We start from the raw sequence: 15,060 nt of genomic DNA, 5'->3' as shown, positions 1-15,060 counted from the left end.
CGGGCGGCCGGGGCTTCCGGGCGCGCGCAATGGGTCCGCCCTACCCCATTCCCGATTATGTTCCGGCGCTTTGCGCCGCTTCGAGCACCATGCCCTCTTGTGTGCTCTTTTCGAACAGCAGGCGTCAAGGGGCGAGCGAGGGCGGACGCCGACATCATCAGGCAGAATCTCCTGCAAGCGCGCCGAACAGAATGACGGCGGCTTTGGTCACGGCTTCGGCTTGCGCAAGACGTTCGGCGAGCTCTGCGATGGTGGTGCGGACAAGCCGCTCATCGGAGTGGCCTAAGGATTCCGCAAGCAGCGCCGGGGTATCAGGCGCAAGACCATGCGCGATCAGCTTTGCCGCCAGAGCGGGGAATGTCCGCCGGCCCATATAGACCACGGTGGTTGCTTCCGAATCGGCGAGGGCCGCCCAATTGAGATTTTGCGGCAATTCGCCGGTGACATCGGCTGCGGTCACGAACTGGACCCGGCGCGACGTGTGGCGTCGCGTCAACGGAACGCCGGCCTGCGCGGCGGCAGCGCAGGCCGCGGTCACGCCGGGAATGATCTCATAGCCGATATCAGCCGCGCGCAGCGTCTCGATCTCCTCTTCGAGACGGCCGAAGACGCCGGCATCGCCGGATTTCAGGCGCACCACGCGCGCGCCGGTCGAGGCATAGTCGACCAGGAGCCGGTTGACATGCTGCTGCTTGGTCGAGGGACGGCCGGCGCGTTTTCCAACCGCGACGAGATTGGCGCCGGGACGGACACGGTCGAGGATCGCGCCTGACGCGAGATCGTCATAGAGTACGACGTCGGCCTGGCGAAGCCGCGCGGCCCCTTTCAACGTCAGGAGCTCGGGATCGCCGGGACCGGCGGAGATGAAAGAGACGAAGCCCCTCACCGGTCCTCCGCAATCAGGTGAAAGAATGTGCCGGTCGCGTGACCGCGCCGCGAGCCGGTCTCGGCGACGATCGCCCCGGTCGCGTCGCGGACGACTGCGAGCGGCGTATCTGGCTGTGCGACGATCGTGGAATAGTGAAACTCATGGCCACGCAAGCGCGCGCCGGCTTGATGTCCAGGGATCGGCGCCGCGAGCTCGGCGAGACGATAGCCGAGGTGCATGCGACGTTTGGCAAAGCTCGTCTCCAGACCGAGCAAGCCGACCATCTCGTGGCGCGCGCCTTGGGCATCCGCCAAAGCCGCACCCAGCACCATATAGCCCCCACATTCGCCGTGCACGGGGCGCGTCGCCGCAAAGGCGCGGAGAGCGGTGCGAAATCGTGCGTTGGCCGTGAGGCGGCCGGCGTGCAGTTCGGGATAGCCGCCGGGCAGCCAGCACACATCGGCGCTTTCATCGGGGCCTTCATCGGCGAGCGGCGAGAAGGTCGTGATCTCGGCGCCCGCGGAGCGCCAGGCCTCCAACATATGCGGATAGACAAAGGAGAACGCCGCATCGCGAGCGAGCGTGATGCGTTGACCGGGCGGATCGACGCCGAGCCCGCGCGCGGACGGTTGCGGCGACCAGCTGGACGCCGCTTGCAGCACGGCGTCGAGATCGACATGCGCGCTGACGAAGCGCGCGGCCTCACCGATCAGGCCACTGATCTGAGCCTGCTCCTCCGCCTGCACCAGGCCGAGATGCCGTTTCGGCAAGCTGATTTCGGCGTGGCGAGGCAAGGCCCCGAGCACGGGTATGCCGGCATTGGCGAAGGCACTGCGCACGAGCTCCTCGTGGCGCGGACTCGCGACGCGATTCAACACGACACAGGCAAGGCGCACACCCGCGCGAAAATCGCGCAGACCCGCGGCCACGGCCGCGGCCGTCTGGGCCTGTCCGCACGGATCGATCACGAGCAGCACTGGCCAACCGATCATCTCGGCAATGTCGGCGGTGGCGCCGGTGCCGGAGACGCCGCGTGCGGCCGCGCCGTCAAACAAGCCCATCGAACCCTCGGTTAGAACGAGGTCGGCATCCGCACCACGGCCAACGAGGTGCTCGATCGCCGCGCGATCCATCGCCCAACTGTCCACGTTGACGGACGGGCATCCGGCGGCGGCGGCATGAAACGCCGGGTCGATATAATCGGGCCCGCTCTTGAAGCACTGCACCTTCAATCCGCGGTCGCGATAGGCGCGCGCGAGCGCCAGCGTCAGCGTCGTCTTGCCGACGCCGGAGGCCGGCGCCGAGATGACGAGGCCCGCCCCCATCACGACGCCTCCGGAAAGCGCGGTACCGGCCCGATCGGCCGGTAGCGGCGATCATAGTCGGCGGCGTAGAGACGACTCTCGGCAAACTCCTCCGAACCCAAGGTCTTGCCCACCAGGATGAGTGCGGTCCGCTCGAGCTCAGCACCAAGAGCGGCTTCAACTGTGGCGAGCGTGGCGCGGACGATGCGCTGGTCTGGCCAGCTCGCGCGCCAGACGATCGCCACCGGGCAGTCCGCGCCGTAATGCGGCGCGAGTTCGGCGACGAACTTATCGAGTAAATGGATCGACAGATGAATGGCGAGCACCGCGCCGGTTGCGGCGAACGCGGCGAGGTTCTCGCCCTCCGGCATCGCGCTGGCCCGGCCCGGCGTACGCGTCAGCACCACCGATTGGGCCAACCCCGGCAATGTCAGCTCAGCTTGCAGCGCTGCCGCGGCCGCGGAAAAGGCGGGAACACCCGGCGTCACGGAATAGGAAATACCGAGCGCGCGCAGGCGGCGCAATTGTTCGCCCATCGCCGACCAGATCGAGAGATCACCCGAGTGCAGCCGTGCCACATCCTTGCCGTCGGCATGCGCACCTGCGATTTCTGCGATGATCTCGTCGAGCGACAGTGGCGCGGTGTTAACGATTCGCGCGCCTTGCGGGCAATGCGCCAGCACGCCCGCCGGCACCAGCGAGCCGGCATAGAGACAGATCGGACAAGAGGCGATGAGATCGCGGCCACGCAAGGTCAAGAGATCCGCGGCGCCCGGCCCTGCACCGATGAAATGCACCGTCATTCGCCGTCTCCCTCCGCAATGGCAGCGGTTGCCGTCCGGTCCTGCGAGATCGACCGCCTCGAAATTAGCCGCGCGCGACGGCCGGCCGCGGCGAGCGCGGCAGCCTCGGCGACCGATCCCGTGCCAAACTTGTCCCTGATGAGTTTTGACTGAGTCGGCGTTGCGATGCCTGTCAGAACTTCAGCTGGAATCGCCTTGATCGGCACGCCGCATTCTCGCGCGAGCAACTTCAGGGCACACGCTTCCGCCTTGTCGCTAACGGTTGCCACCGCCGCGATTCCGGCGGGTCCGCCGGCCGCCACGAGCGCTTCGCGGAGCGCGTCGAGCGTGGCGTCGCGCTGGAATCCCAAGCCCGCGACCTTCATCTGACCACGCTCCATTGCACGACCGGCCGTGTCGCCTCCCAGGAGCGGTAATGGCCGAGTCGTCCTGCATGCGCGAGCTCGATCCGCATCAACCCGCCGCCGTGGCGATGGTGCAGTTCCACGAGAAACGCTTCCGTCTCGAGCGTTATGGCGTGCGCGACCAGCCGCGTACCCGGGACAACGCGCGACCAGACGGCATCGAACATCGCGCTGTCGAGACCTCCGCCGAGGAACACAGCATCCGGCGTTTCAAGTGCAGCGAGAGCGTCGGGAGCAGTCCCGCCAATGACGGTGACCCGGTGCGACAGCCCGAAACTCGCTGCATTGCGGCGGATGTTCGCGGCGCGGTCATCGCGCGCCTCGACGGCCACCGCGATCCCGCCGCACAGCGCCCATTCGATCGAGATCGAGCCAGAGCCTGCGCCGATATCCCACAACCGTTCGCCCAGTCGCGGCGCCAGCGCCGAAAGAGCGAGCGCACGCACCGGCCGCTTCGTCATCTGGCCATCATGCGCGAAGAGATCGTCCGGCAGCCCCGAACTGCGGGTGATGCCTTGTGCTCCGCTGGCCTTCAGCGCAACCGCGACCGGGCCATCGGCCAAATCACCGGCATAGCTGTCTGCGCGATGCTGCATGATCTTCTCACGTGGGCCGCCCAGCGCGGCGAGGGTCCAGAACGACGATGCGTCCCACCCCTGCTCTGTCAACCATCTCGCAAGGTCACCAGCCGCCCTGGCATCGCGCACCAGGCAAATGATCTGTGCGCCGCGCGCGAGATGCGGCACGAGCCGTTCGAACGGCGCGGCGTGCAGTCCGAGACAGATGACGGACTCAAGACGCCAGCCGAGCCGCGCTGCGGCGAGCGAGAATGTCGAAGGCGCGGAATGCGCGATCCACTCGCCTGCCTCGAGCTTCTCCGCAAGACTGCCGCCGACGCCATGCCAGAACGGGTCGCCCGAGGCGAGCACCGCCGTCGGGCGGCCGCGGCAGCTCAGCACAGCGTCGGCATCGAACGGCACTGGCCAGGGCTGGGTGCGTTCGGTTATGCCTGCGAGCGCAAGATGGCGCTCGCCACCAAAGACGGTTTCGGCTTCAAAAAGCGCCTTTCGGCTTGCCTCGGAGAGGCCGGCAAGGCCATCCTCGCCGATACCGATGATGGTCAGCCAGGGATCAGCCATGACGCGCGCCCTCATTCTGGGCGGAACGACTGAGGCCAATTTGCTCGCTGCAGCAATTGCGCGGGCGGGCCTCGAAGCGATCTATTCCTATGGCGGACGCACCCGCAACCCCGCCGACCAGCCACTGCCCACCCGCGTCGGTGGATTCGGCGGCGCGAACGGACTTGCCGACTATATTCGCCGCGAAGCCATTACGCATGTCGTTGATGCAACCCATCCGTTTGCGGCCGAAATGAGCCGCAACGCGGCTGCCGCGTGCGCGGCAAGCGGAACGCCTCTGATCGCGATCGAGCGTGTGCCTTGGGCCAAGGCGACTGACGATAACTGGATCGAGGTTGCGGATGTCGCGTCCGCCGTCGCCGCCTTGCCGGAAAATCGGGCGCGCGTCTTTCTTGCCATCGGCCGGCAACACATCGCGCCGTTCGGCGCGAAGCCGCAGCATGCCTACACCTTGCGATTCGTCGACCCGCCCGAGGGCGCACTGCCATTCGATGCCGACGTCATCGTGTCGCGCGGGCCATTCACTCTTCAAAGTGAGCTGGAGATGATGCGCACGCGCGGCATCGAATGGATTGTCGCCCGCAATTCCGGGGGCGAAGGCGCGCGCGCAAAAATCGACGCTGCGCGTGCGCTCGGCCTTCCCGTGATCATGATCTCGCGGCCGCCTCTGCCTGAGCGGACGCGGATGGAAAGCGTGGCCGAGGTGATGCAATGGCTCGGTCATCGGGCGTGCCTCGGCGCATAGACCCAGCGGCCAACGCGTCGCGTCGCCGAATTGCCGATGATCACGAGCGTACGCATGTCGGCCATCTCGGGCAACGCCTCGCTCAATTTGATCATTTCAATCCGCTCATCGGGTGTGCTGACCGCGCGCGCGAATATCACGAGACGGTCGCCGCACCCGGCCTCCTTCAACACTGAGAGCGCGCGTCCAAATCCCTCCAGCCGGCTCGCCGAGCGCGGATTGTACATCGCGATGGCAAAATCAGCTTCGGCCGCAAGCCGCAGCCGTTTCTCGATCACCGCCCACGATTTCAGATTGTCGGAGAGATTAATGGCACAGAAATCGTGTCCGAGCGGCGCGCCGGCGCGCGCGGCCGCCGCCAGCATTGCGGTCACGCCAGGGAGCACCCGGATCGGAAGCCCCTGGTATTGCGGCGTCTCTTCGAGTGCTTCGAACACGGCAGAAGCCATCGCAAAGATGCCGGAATCGCCAGAGGATACCAGCACCACGTTGCGTCCCTCTGATGCCAGCCGCAATGCGTGGGCTGCGCGTTGCAACTCCATGCGATTGTCCGACGGATGGAACGTGAGCCCTTCGCGCGGCGCTACGCGCGCGACATAGGGCGCATAGCCCAGAATGTCGGTCGCGGTAGCTAGCGCGGCCGTCACCTCCGGCGTGACCAGCGCCTCATCGCCCGGCCCAAGTCCCGCGATCGTCAGCGATCCCGTCATGCGATGTTGTCCGCGCGCCATCCCGTTCCATGCACGAGCACGATTGCAAAATAGGGGCAATCGGTTTCCTCGACATCGACCAGCCGCGCGACACGCTCGCCCGGCATGGTGCCGCGCTCGACCAGCCAGGCATCATTGAGACGACCGGCGGAGGCGAGCGCACGGCGCACCTTTTGGAGGTTGCGCCCGGTCTTCATGACGACGAGCGCGTCCGAATTGCGCATCCGCCGTTCGAGTTCATCCTCCGCCATTGTGCCCATCAAGACGGTCGTCACGTCATCGCCCAACGCAATCGGCTGACCGACCACATTCCAGCAGCCGGCCATGCCCGGAATGCCCGCGATCACCTCGATCTCGACGCGGCCTCGCAGGCCCGCGTGCAAATGCATGAAGGAGCCATAGAAGTAGGGATCGCCTTCGCAGAGCACGACGACATCGACCGCGAGCGCAAGCCGCGCCAGACGCTCCGCCCATTCTTCATAGAAGCCGGCGAGCACGCGAAGGTAATCCGGACTGTCGAAGGAGAGCTCGGTGGTGACCGGATATTCCATCGGATATTCGGAGACATTGGCGGCCAGCATGCCTTCGACAATGCGGCGGGCCTGACCGGGACGCCCTTTCTTGCGGAAATAGGCGACGTGCCTGGCTGCGCGCACCTCGCGGTCCGCGCGCACGCTCATCAAGTCCGGATTGCCTGGCCCGAGGCCGCAGCAAATGATGCGCCCCATCGCTATTCGCTCCGGCTCGCGAGCGCGTTCACGGCGGCGACGGTGATCGCCGAGCCGCCGAGGCGTCCTTCAATTGTCAGGGCGGGCGCCGGCGGATCGGCCATCAGCGCGGCCTTGGATTCAGCCGCGCCGACGAAGCCGACCGGACAGCCAATGATTGCAGCCGGCCTCGGGCAATCGCGATCCTCCAGCATGTTGAGGAGGTGAAACAGCGCGGTGGGCGCGTTGCCGATCGCGACAAGGGCGCCATCGAGGTGCGGTCGCCACAGTTCCAGTGCCGCGGCCGAACGGGTATCGCGCATGGATTGTGCCAGTACGTGAACGGCGGGGTCGCCGAGCGTGCAGACGATGGCATTGACCGCCGGCAACCGCGCGCGTGTAATCCCCTCGGACACCATACGCGTGTCGCAAAGTACGGGCGCGCCGGCCTGCAGCGCATCCCGCGCCGCCGCCACCATGCCGGGCGTGAAACGGATATGGGCCTCGAGCCCTACCATGCCGGCGGCATGGATCATGCGCACGACCACCTGTTCTTCATCGGGCGTGAAGCGCGTCAAGTCCGCCTCGGCGCGGATGGTGGCAAAGGACTGTCGATAGATCGCTGCACCGTCGGCTTCATAAATGTGCGGCATCAGCGTCCTCCCGCCAGCATGGAGGGATTTTCGATGATGACGCCGTGGCTCAAGCCACGCATAACTGGCGCGGCGCGCGGCGAGCCGTCGCGGATGAGATCGAATCCGGCGCTGGTCGCAACCAGCGTGATCGCGGTCGCCCCGGAATGCGCGCAGCCCTTGGCGCAGCCCGAAACGTGGAGGCGCGCGTCCGCGGCGATGTGCGGCGCAAGCGCGGCAGCCAGCGTGCGGGTATCGGCAAGAGCCTCGCGGCAGCGCGGCGCGCCGCTGCAAGCGATGACGCGAAGCGCTGGCTCATCGGCCTCGGTGATGAGGTCCGCACCGCGCGGCATCGTGCGTGCTCCCTCAGCAAGAATCATCCGCCACGGTGTCATACGCAACCCTTGCGCATCTGCGGCAATAAGCCGAAGTGCCGAATGGGGCAGTTGCCCGAATGCGACGCCGACCATCGCACCCAGCGGACAAAGACCGGGACGAGGCACAGCGATCGTCGGTGTGGGCTCGGTCCTACCGAGCAGTGCATCCGGCAATCTCGCGCCGGCCATGATGTGGGCGGCCATGCGCCCTCGCCTGCCGCTGGTGCCGCCTGAGGTAATGAACCATTCGGCAAGCGCGACTGCAACGCTCACAGCGTCGCCGCGCGTAACGGAGCGACCAAACTCAGCGCCATCGGCGCGCACCAAAAGGCCGCCCGCGCGGCCACGCTCGATCCGAATGTCCGCGGATGCGCCAGCAAGCACCCGTTCCTTGCCGTCATCGACAGCGAAGCCAAATTTGGTCGGAAGAGCTAGCCAACTGCCGGCAAGGGCCTGCTCCAGTTCGGCTGCGAGCGAACGCGTGTCATCGCCTATGCCCCAGAACGGTGTCACCAGGATGTTGCGATGCGACTCGGCCTCCGGATCATGGTCAAGCAGCTTCAATTGGGCGAGACCGTCGAGCAGAGACAAGTGTCCCTGATCACTCACGCCTCTGATCTGGAAGTTGGCCCGGCTGGTCAAGTCGATCAAGCCGTTGCCGTAACACTCTGCCAGATCAGCCAGCCCTGCCGCCTGTGCCGCATCGAGCCTTCCGCCATAGGGGCGCACGCGGACCACGAGCCCGTCGCCTGACTGCATCGGCCGCAACGCGCCAGGGCACCAGCCCTTGATAGCGACCGTACTCATGACGCCTCGCGCGGCGCAGCCGCGATCGAATTTCGGCGCGTCTTCCAGAGTGATGCCAAGCCAGTGACGACCGTGACAGGGACTTTTGCGAGCGTGTTCATTCCGCGGCTTCTGGCAGGGCGGCGATAGGTGGAATGCGAGCGAGCGATTGTTTGCGGAAGATCTCCGGCCGGCTGCGCCATGGCACGATGCCATCGGGTGCCGCCGCGTAAGCTGACGCGCCGGCAATCACGTCGTGCGCGTTGCCATCGGACAAGCGACCGTAGACATAGGACCACCGTCCCGGCGCGCTGAGCGCGACCGAGCAGCCCTGGTTACAGGCGGACAGGCATTCGACGGGAACGACGACGCCGTCAGGCACGCCCGCGTCGAGAATAGCGGCATGCAGGCGCGCACCGGGCGTAATCTCGCCTTCCCCGAGCGTCTGGCCCGGGCGGCATGTGATGCAAACGTGAAGAGTGACGATCATCGCCCCTTCCTGAATTGACGGCGGGAAGCGATGAGGTGCACGAACCGTCCTTGAGGAGGCTTCGCTTTCCCCGTCGCGGAACACCCCGTCCGCCGGTCTCAACGTTGCGCTGGCAGGTCTCCCGGCTTGCGGAGCAGGGTCTTTCCCTTCGATCCCCGCCTTCCCGATCCCCAGCTGATCAGTGGCTTCGGGCATCTCTCCGGTCACGGTCGCGGGGGCGGCTGCTTTTCAGGCCAAGCCGTTTGGCTCGAGCCCTATCGCATTCCCTCTTCGCCTGTCGCAGAACAGGCACCAACGCGGGCCGACCATTTGCTCTGGGCCGCAACTTGTCAAGCCAAAGGGACCACGCCGGATGATGTCCGAACCAGATGCCGCCGAGGACGGGGACATCGTCGCGCCCGAGGGCTCCACCGACGCCCGCCACGCCATCAAAATGGCGAAAAAGGAGATGGTCCGCGAAAGATCAGGGCGACCAAGGGCGGCGAAGAGGGACTGATCGGGCGCAGGTGATAAGCCAGGGCTAGCTCGGTAAAGCTTTCGTCGATCACTAGACGGCCGACACGCGGCAGGATCGAAAGAAGTTCACTCTGATCATGATGCTTTCCGTCGGGATCGTTCGGGTTGACCACGATCGCGAGCTCAGCCCTCGCGAGCGCCTCGAGTTCCCGCCGCGATGGTCTCGTGATACGCTCGCGGACCGCTGAGCCGCTCGCCGAGCGCTCCAGCTATGGCGGCTTCGAGCCAGCCGGCATTAATCGAGCGGCGCCGGTTCGCATCGCGCATCATGCATGACCACCCTGCGAAGACCGGGGCGCGCAGCACGAAGAGAACAGCGGTCAGGCGAGCTGGAATGAAGTTTGCCACATCATCGATGCGCGCGCCGCAGCCCAACCAAGAGCTTCGTGTCGCGGCGTATGATGGCCGATCATAGAGTCCAGTGCGTTGATCGCCTTGTAGCCGGCAATGCCAGGTACCCCACCCCGACCAAGCCGGGATTTCTACTTCAGCAAATATGCGCCTGCGAATTGTTCGGCCATCACCGCACGTTCTTCTTCAGTTTGACCCAAATGCGACATCGACCCGTGATGGTCCTTCGCATCCAGCGTATGATGGTCATTTCGATTTAGCACCTCCTCCATCCCTGCCGGATCAGGCTGCGTTGTCTCGTCGAGGATCGGCATGGGCATTTCGGTGGCAGGGCCTGGCGCGGCGAACGCTAAACTAGTCACAACCGATAGCGGAATGCCGAGTTGCACTCGGGGGAAGCTCCCTTCGAGGGCGTGATCGCGGCCTCGTGGGAGGGCCGCTACAGGTCACCTCCGCGGCCGAAGTCTCTCCGCGAAATCATGAAGCAAAAGGAAAGCAATGAGCGCGATTGACCACTGGTGAGTCGTGCGACATACGGATCTTTCTTTACAGGCGTCTCTGGTTGCTCAAATATCTTCTGCGGTGGGTCAGATATCCCCCTCCACATCTGTCACAGATAGGGAGGCTCTTCTATGATCCTATTCAGGATAGTCTTCGCAGTAAGCGCTATCTTGCTAACCAGGGATGCATTTGCGGAGCCGGGGAATCTGGATCGGGACAGCCCCATTTCGCTTTGGGTCGCCAGCAGACTGCACCGATCTGGGAATGACATACGTGAGGAGTGATTCAAAAGGGGACGGTGACAAATGCTGGACTGGAACGAAAGTGTATTGTTCAGGTTATCCCGCCCCTGAAGTTGCATTCATCGGTTATGATGCTTGTGACGGTTTTCAATGTCATCGAACGATGTGCGGTAGCAATCCCAGTCCGGGTCCGAGGGTAATCGCAAGTGAGTCTTGGTACTTCTGTCCTGCCTGCGGCAGTGCAAATATTAGAAGGATCTTGAGATTGAACAAAGTTCCTAACGCACAGATTGCGGGTGCTTGTCCGTGGCGATATTTCTAGGTTCGTGATCATTGGGCAGTGCGTAGGCGCAGTCAGCGCACATGATCGCCCGCTTGTCGCCGATGCAGGTCCGATCCTTGCCGCCGTTGTGCTTGCAATCGCGGCATTTGAATAGGTAGTCACCTGGCGCGCGGAAGATTGACGGAGCGGATCGCTCGAATTTTCGCCGACGTTCAGCGCCCGCATCGACCGGGTGATCGATTAGGCTGGCTACTTCCGGTATTGGCCCTTCGGCGACCTCGTCATAGGGAGCTATGCGGGAAACTGGGTGATGACGGACTGAGATAGGCGGCGTATCGAGGCGGGTGTCGAAGCCTGCCAGAACCTCTCAAGGAGAGCGATACGCCATGAACGAGACTAGCAACATTGTCCCGCTCCGTCAGCCCGACGAGATCGACGATCCACTGACCAATATCCTGCGTGCTGGTGCGCGGCAGCTTCTGGCGCAGGCCGTCGAGGTCGAAGTCGAGACCTTTCTTGCCACGATGAAGGATTTGAAGCTTGCCGACGGACGCGCCCGTGTCGTGCGGCATGGTTACGGCCCGGTGCGAACGATTGCGACGGGCATCGGTCCGGTCGAGGTCGCGCGGGCGAAGATTCGCGACCGTGGGGCGGCCGGCGATAGTGAGCGGATCCGGTTCGGCTCGGCGATCCTGCCGCTGTGGGCACGGCGGACCAGAAGCCTGGATGCGCTGTTGCCGATTCTGTACCTGCGCGGCATCTCGACCGGCGATTTCCAGGAGGCGCTGACGGCCTTGCTGGGCAAGGACGCACCGAACCTGTCGCCCGCGGTGATTTCCCGGCTGACCGCGGAGTGGCAAGGCGAGTACGAGCGCTGGCAGAGGCGCGATTTGTCGGCGCGACGATACGTGTATGTGTGGGCCGATGGCGTCTTCCTGCAGGCCCGCATGGAAGACCACGGCGAGTGCATGCTGGTGCTGATCGGCGCGACGCCGGAAGGCAAGAAGGAACTGATCGGCTTCCAGGTCGGCGTGCGGGAGAGCGCGCAGAGCTGGCGTGAGCTCCTGATCGACGTCAAGCGGCGCGGGTTGCAGATCGCCCCGGAAATTGCCGTCGGCGACGGCGCGCTCGGCTTCTGAAAGGCGCTCGACGAGGTCTGTCCCGGCACACGGCACCAGCGATGCTGGGTGCACAAGACCGTGAACGTCCTGGACAAGGTCCCGCTCTCGGTGCAGGCCACCATGAAGAAGGATCTGCGCGAGGTCTACTGGGCGCCGAACCGGGCGTCCGCCGAAGCGGCGATCGACGTTTTCGCCGAGAAATACCGCGCCAAATACGGCCGGGCGGTCGAATGTCTGGTCAAGGATCGCGACGCCCTGCTGGCCTTCTACGACTTTCCTGCCGAGCATTGGGATCACTTGCGGACGACCAACCCCATCGAAAGCGTGTTCGCCACCGTGCGGCACCGGACGGTGCACACCAAGGGCTCGTTGTCGCCAACCACCGCCAGGCTGATGGTGTTCAAACTGGTGATCGCCGCATCAAAGACCTGGCGGCGGCTCAAAGGCACAAATCAGTTGCCGAAGGTCATCGCAGGTGTCAGATTCAACGACGGCATCGAGGTCATCCAAATGCCGGCAAACCACGCCGCCTGATCACCTCATCACCCAAAATTCCGCATAGCTCCGTCATAGGCTCCAATGTCCGGTTTGCGCCATAACCTGCCGATCCTCCGATTTCGCTCGTGCGGTCGAAGCCGAAGTACGCCATTGGCGCGAGGGATCAGTTCTCAGAGACAACCCGACTGCTACCGGCTACGCGATGTCGCAATTCGCGTTCACGGGTACGATAGCCAGCACCATATCGTATGAAATCCTAGTTTGGGATGAGAAATCGTGGGCTAAAAATGGCCGGAAGCGACTGGAACCGCCGGCCACGCCCTGACAATCCGCGCAGATTCTTGGAATGCCAACGTTGGTATTCGTGTTGGTACCGAGATTTCGCCGTCATAAAATGCCAAATGAAATCAATAACTTGTCTGTCCAATTCGGCGCCGGCCAGGGACAGATTGCGGCGCCGGAAGTGCAGGACAATTCCAGCATCTGGTTGGCGGCAAATGCGATCGGAATCAAACCGCGGGACCGCAGGAATCGAACTGCAACGCAACAGGCCGACACCTTCTAGGTGCGCGATGCAGCCGCCTGCAATGGGTAAACTTCTTAAGCGATTTTGTAGGTGACCAGCTAGTCACGTGAATCTAAAGTTCGCCACATAAGGTCTGCTGGGCTTTATGGCAGAAGCGTTTGACCGAGGCCAGAATCTGGTCTGCGGACTTGGTCCATTTGAAGGGCTTCGGGTTTCTGTTGTGCAGGTCGATGAAGGTACGGATGTCGGTCTCGAGCTGCCTGACGGAGGTGTGGACACCTCGCTGGATCTGCTTTCTGGTGAGTTCAGCGAACCAGCGCTCGACCAGATTGATCCATGACGCGGACGTCGGCGTAAAATGAACATGATAGTGAGGTCGACGTGCGAGCCACGCTTTGATCTTGGGTGTCTTGTGGGTGGCGTAATTATCCATGACGATATGGACATCGAGCCCTTCAGGAACTTGGGCATCGACTTCTTTTAAAAACTTCAAGAACTTGACTGCGCGGTGGCGCTTGTAGCATTTGCCGATGACGAACCCCGAGGCGACATCGAGCGCGGCAAACAGCGAGGTCGTACCATGCCGCACATAGCTGTGCGTGCGACGTTCCGGTACGCCAGGCATCATCGGCAAGACCGGTTGCTCGCGATCGAGTGCCTGAATCTGGCTTTTCTCATCGATGCTGAGGACAAGGGCTCGGTTCGGCGGGGATAGGTAAAGGCCGACGATATCGCGCACCTTGTCGACGAACAGTGGATCGCTCGACAGCTTGAACGTCTGGCTGCGGTGCGGCTGCAAGCCGAACGCTGCCCACATTCGGCGGATCGTGGTGTGGGAAAAGCCGGTTTCCGCAGCCATCGAGCGGATCGACCAGTGCGTCGCATCGGCCGGCGTCGTACGCAACGTCCGCTCGATCACGGCAGCGACCTGATCGTCGTTGATGGTGCGAGGGCGGCCAGGGCGGGCCTCGTCAAGCAGGCCATCACAGCGGTCCTTCAAGAATCGGCGGCGCCACTTGCCAACGGTATGTTCGTGGAGGCCGAGTTCCGCAGCTACAGACTTGCTTGGCAAGCCATCCGCACATCGCAGGATCGCGCGGCATCGCTCAGACAGCGACCGGGCAACACGATGACGACGAACTTGCCTCTCCAAGTACGCCCGCTCCTGCGGATTCAGCATTAACGGCGCAATCGGCCGGCCTCGCTCACCTGCATTAGCCACTCGCACTCTCCTCTGTAGAGATTCGAACTATCAACTAATGTGACGAACTTGCGTTCCAGATGACTAGGGACCCCGATGCGATGGTCCGTCCTCCGAAAGGAGAGTTGTGCAATCGGACCAGTTTCGCACTAGAAACGGCATCAACGAAGCGCAACGAACGCGATCGAAATCGAACGAAAACGTAGGAAATTCAACGAAGCTGATCGCTATTCTGCCGCTCATAACAGTCTGCGCGCGGCTTCGAGTGCCGGCCGATGATAACGAAATCAATGGCGAGACAGGGACTCGTTTGGGCCGAGATGGACTTTCGCCCCAAATACGCGGGTTGAAGACCCGACCGGCAGGCTGCCCTCCTTTTCCTTTCCTGTCGCATCCGATCGTACGATGAGCTCATAGCGTTCATTCCGTTTTGGCCTCGCCTGAGCATGATGTTCGGATGATCAACGCTTCCGGCATTCGCCCGATAGGTAACAGAACAAAGGCGTGTGCCGCGGCTATGGCGACGTCGCAGAGCTCGCCGGCGAAGCACTGATCGATGGGCGACGTATGCTGGTGGCCGCAAACAGGGAGACGATGAGGTGACGGTGTTCGCCATCATAGCCGCCATCCTTGACCTCGAGCTGCAGGAATGTGCTGTCTTCTCGATCGCCCGCGTCGTCGGCGACACCGCGGCGCTCGCCAACGAAAGCCTCACGGCACCGCTCAATGTCGAAATGATCGAGCAGGAGCCCGGCTCCCGATGACTAACTCGCCGCGCAAGTTATCCGCGGAAAGGCCTGGCGCGGCCGCTTTGGCCGTTGCGCACGCCCTTGCATTACTGCACGCAAGGCAGGAT

At 63.6% G+C, this 15,060-nt stretch carries 15 protein-coding genes, 2 pseudogenes and 1 riboswitch; of the genes and pseudogenes, 3 read left to right on the top strand and 14 right to left on the bottom strand.

Going from position 1 to position 15,060, the window contains the following annotated elements; translation table 11 throughout:
- Positions 1-157: 157 nt before the first annotated feature.
- Genes cobA through cbiE form a run of 5 tightly spaced genes read right to left on the bottom strand, consistent with a single transcriptional unit; the run spans position 158 to position 4,518 of the window.
- The gene (gene cobA / locus ACZXDY_RS32575) at positions 158-886 is read right to left on the bottom strand and encodes a uroporphyrinogen-III C-methyltransferase (RefSeq protein ID WP_464348345.1); all 729 of its coding nucleotides are present in this window, start codon (positions 884-886) and stop codon (positions 158-160) included.
- A complete protein-coding gene (locus ACZXDY_RS32570) occupies positions 883-2,193 on the bottom strand; it encodes a cobyrinate a,c-diamide synthase (protein WP_464348344.1) in 1,311 nt (436 codons plus the stop codon). Before ACZXDY_RS32570 ends, cobA begins: the two co-directional genes overlap by 4 nt.
- Entirely contained in the window at positions 2,193-2,975 is a 783-nt protein-coding gene (gene cobM, locus ACZXDY_RS32565; RefSeq protein ID WP_464348343.1) for a precorrin-4 C(11)-methyltransferase, read from the bottom strand. Before cobM ends, ACZXDY_RS32570 begins: the two co-directional genes overlap by 1 nt.
- The gene (locus ACZXDY_RS32560; RefSeq protein ID WP_464348342.1) at positions 2,972-3,340 is read right to left on the bottom strand and encodes a cobalamin biosynthesis protein; all 369 of its coding nucleotides are present in this window, start codon (positions 3,338-3,340) and stop codon (positions 2,972-2,974) included. Before ACZXDY_RS32560 ends, cobM begins: the two co-directional genes overlap by 4 nt.
- Positions 3,337-4,518, bottom strand: coding sequence for a precorrin-6y C5,15-methyltransferase (decarboxylating) subunit CbiE (gene cbiE, locus ACZXDY_RS32555; RefSeq protein WP_463718970.1), 1,182 nt, complete (start codon positions 4,516-4,518; stop codon positions 3,337-3,339). Before cbiE ends, ACZXDY_RS32560 begins: the two co-directional genes overlap by 4 nt.
- Between cbiE and ACZXDY_RS32550 the strand changes: the two genes are divergently transcribed.
- On the top strand, positions 4,517-5,263 hold the full coding sequence (locus ACZXDY_RS32550) for a cobalt-precorrin-6A reductase (RefSeq protein ID WP_028162315.1): 747 nt from the start codon (positions 4,517-4,519) through the stop codon (positions 5,261-5,263). The genes cbiE and ACZXDY_RS32550 overlap by 2 nt on opposite strands.
- Here ACZXDY_RS32550 and cobJ read toward each other — a convergent pair.
- The 8 genes and pseudogenes from cobJ to ACZXDY_RS32510 form a co-directional block, all read right to left on the bottom strand.
- A complete protein-coding gene (gene cobJ / locus ACZXDY_RS32545) occupies positions 5,239-5,973 on the bottom strand; it encodes a precorrin-3B C(17)-methyltransferase (protein ID WP_028162314.1) in 735 nt (244 codons plus the stop codon). The genes ACZXDY_RS32550 and cobJ overlap by 25 nt on opposite strands.
- Positions 5,970-6,701 (bottom strand): precorrin-2 C(20)-methyltransferase, encoded by a 732-nt coding sequence (locus tag ACZXDY_RS32540; RefSeq protein ID WP_028162313.1) that lies wholly within the window; start codon positions 6,699-6,701, stop codon positions 5,970-5,972. The genes cobJ and ACZXDY_RS32540 overlap by 4 nt, the downstream gene beginning before the upstream one ends.
- A gap of 2 nt (positions 6,702-6,703) precedes the next feature.
- The gene (locus tag ACZXDY_RS32535; protein WP_463718971.1) at positions 6,704-7,333 is read right to left on the bottom strand and encodes a precorrin-8X methylmutase; all 630 of its coding nucleotides are present in this window, start codon (positions 7,331-7,333) and stop codon (positions 6,704-6,706) included.
- Positions 7,333-8,496: a precorrin-3B synthase gene (cobG, locus tag ACZXDY_RS32530; RefSeq protein ID WP_464348341.1), complete on the bottom strand. Its 1,164-nt coding sequence runs from the start codon at positions 8,494-8,496 to the stop codon at positions 7,333-7,335. The genes ACZXDY_RS32535 and cobG overlap by 1 nt, the downstream gene beginning before the upstream one ends.
- A 97-nt stretch (positions 8,497-8,593) precedes the next feature.
- On the bottom strand, positions 8,594-8,965 hold the full coding sequence (locus ACZXDY_RS32525) for a DUF1636 family protein (RefSeq protein WP_130229647.1): 372 nt from the start codon (positions 8,963-8,965) through the stop codon (positions 8,594-8,596).
- 94 nt (positions 8,966-9,059) lie between these two features.
- A riboswitch (cobalamin riboswitch) is annotated at positions 9,060-9,276 on the bottom strand.
- A gap of 117 nt (positions 9,277-9,393) precedes the next feature.
- The gene (locus ACZXDY_RS32520) at positions 9,394-9,594 is read right to left on the bottom strand and encodes a hypothetical protein (protein ID WP_080663589.1); all 201 of its coding nucleotides are present in this window, start codon (positions 9,592-9,594) and stop codon (positions 9,394-9,396) included.
- A gap of 52 nt (positions 9,595-9,646) precedes the next feature.
- Positions 9,647-9,942 (bottom strand): annotated as a pseudogene (locus ACZXDY_RS32515) (CobD/CbiB family cobalamin biosynthesis protein); the annotation flags it as partial.
- Positions 9,943-9,963: 21 nt separating this feature from the next.
- Entirely contained in the window at positions 9,964-10,146 is a 183-nt protein-coding gene (locus ACZXDY_RS32510) for a hypothetical protein (RefSeq protein WP_028162308.1), read from the bottom strand.
- Between the two features lie 1,098 nt (positions 10,147-11,244).
- On the opposite strand from ACZXDY_RS32510, the pseudogene ACZXDY_RS32505 reads away from it, so the two are divergent.
- Positions 11,245-12,513, top strand: a pseudogene (locus tag ACZXDY_RS32505) (IS256 family transposase).
- Positions 12,514-13,115: 602 nt separating this feature from the next.
- Here the strand turns inward: ACZXDY_RS32505 and ACZXDY_RS32500 are convergent.
- The gene (locus ACZXDY_RS32500) at positions 13,116-14,225 is read right to left on the bottom strand and encodes an IS630 family transposase (RefSeq protein WP_130578126.1); all 1,110 of its coding nucleotides are present in this window, start codon (positions 14,223-14,225) and stop codon (positions 13,116-13,118) included.
- Between the two features lie 578 nt (positions 14,226-14,803).
- Between ACZXDY_RS32500 and ACZXDY_RS32495 the strand changes: the two genes are divergently transcribed.
- Complete coding sequence (locus ACZXDY_RS32495) at positions 14,804-14,968, top strand: hypothetical protein (protein ID WP_155255047.1); 165 nt, start codon at positions 14,804-14,806, stop codon at positions 14,966-14,968.
- The last annotated feature ends 92 nt before the right edge of the window (positions 14,969-15,060 follow it).

The organism is Bradyrhizobium sp. LeoB3, assembly GCF_055456055.1.
Note: the sequence above shows the minus strand (reverse complement) of the source record. Positions and strands in the feature narration are given on the sequence as shown.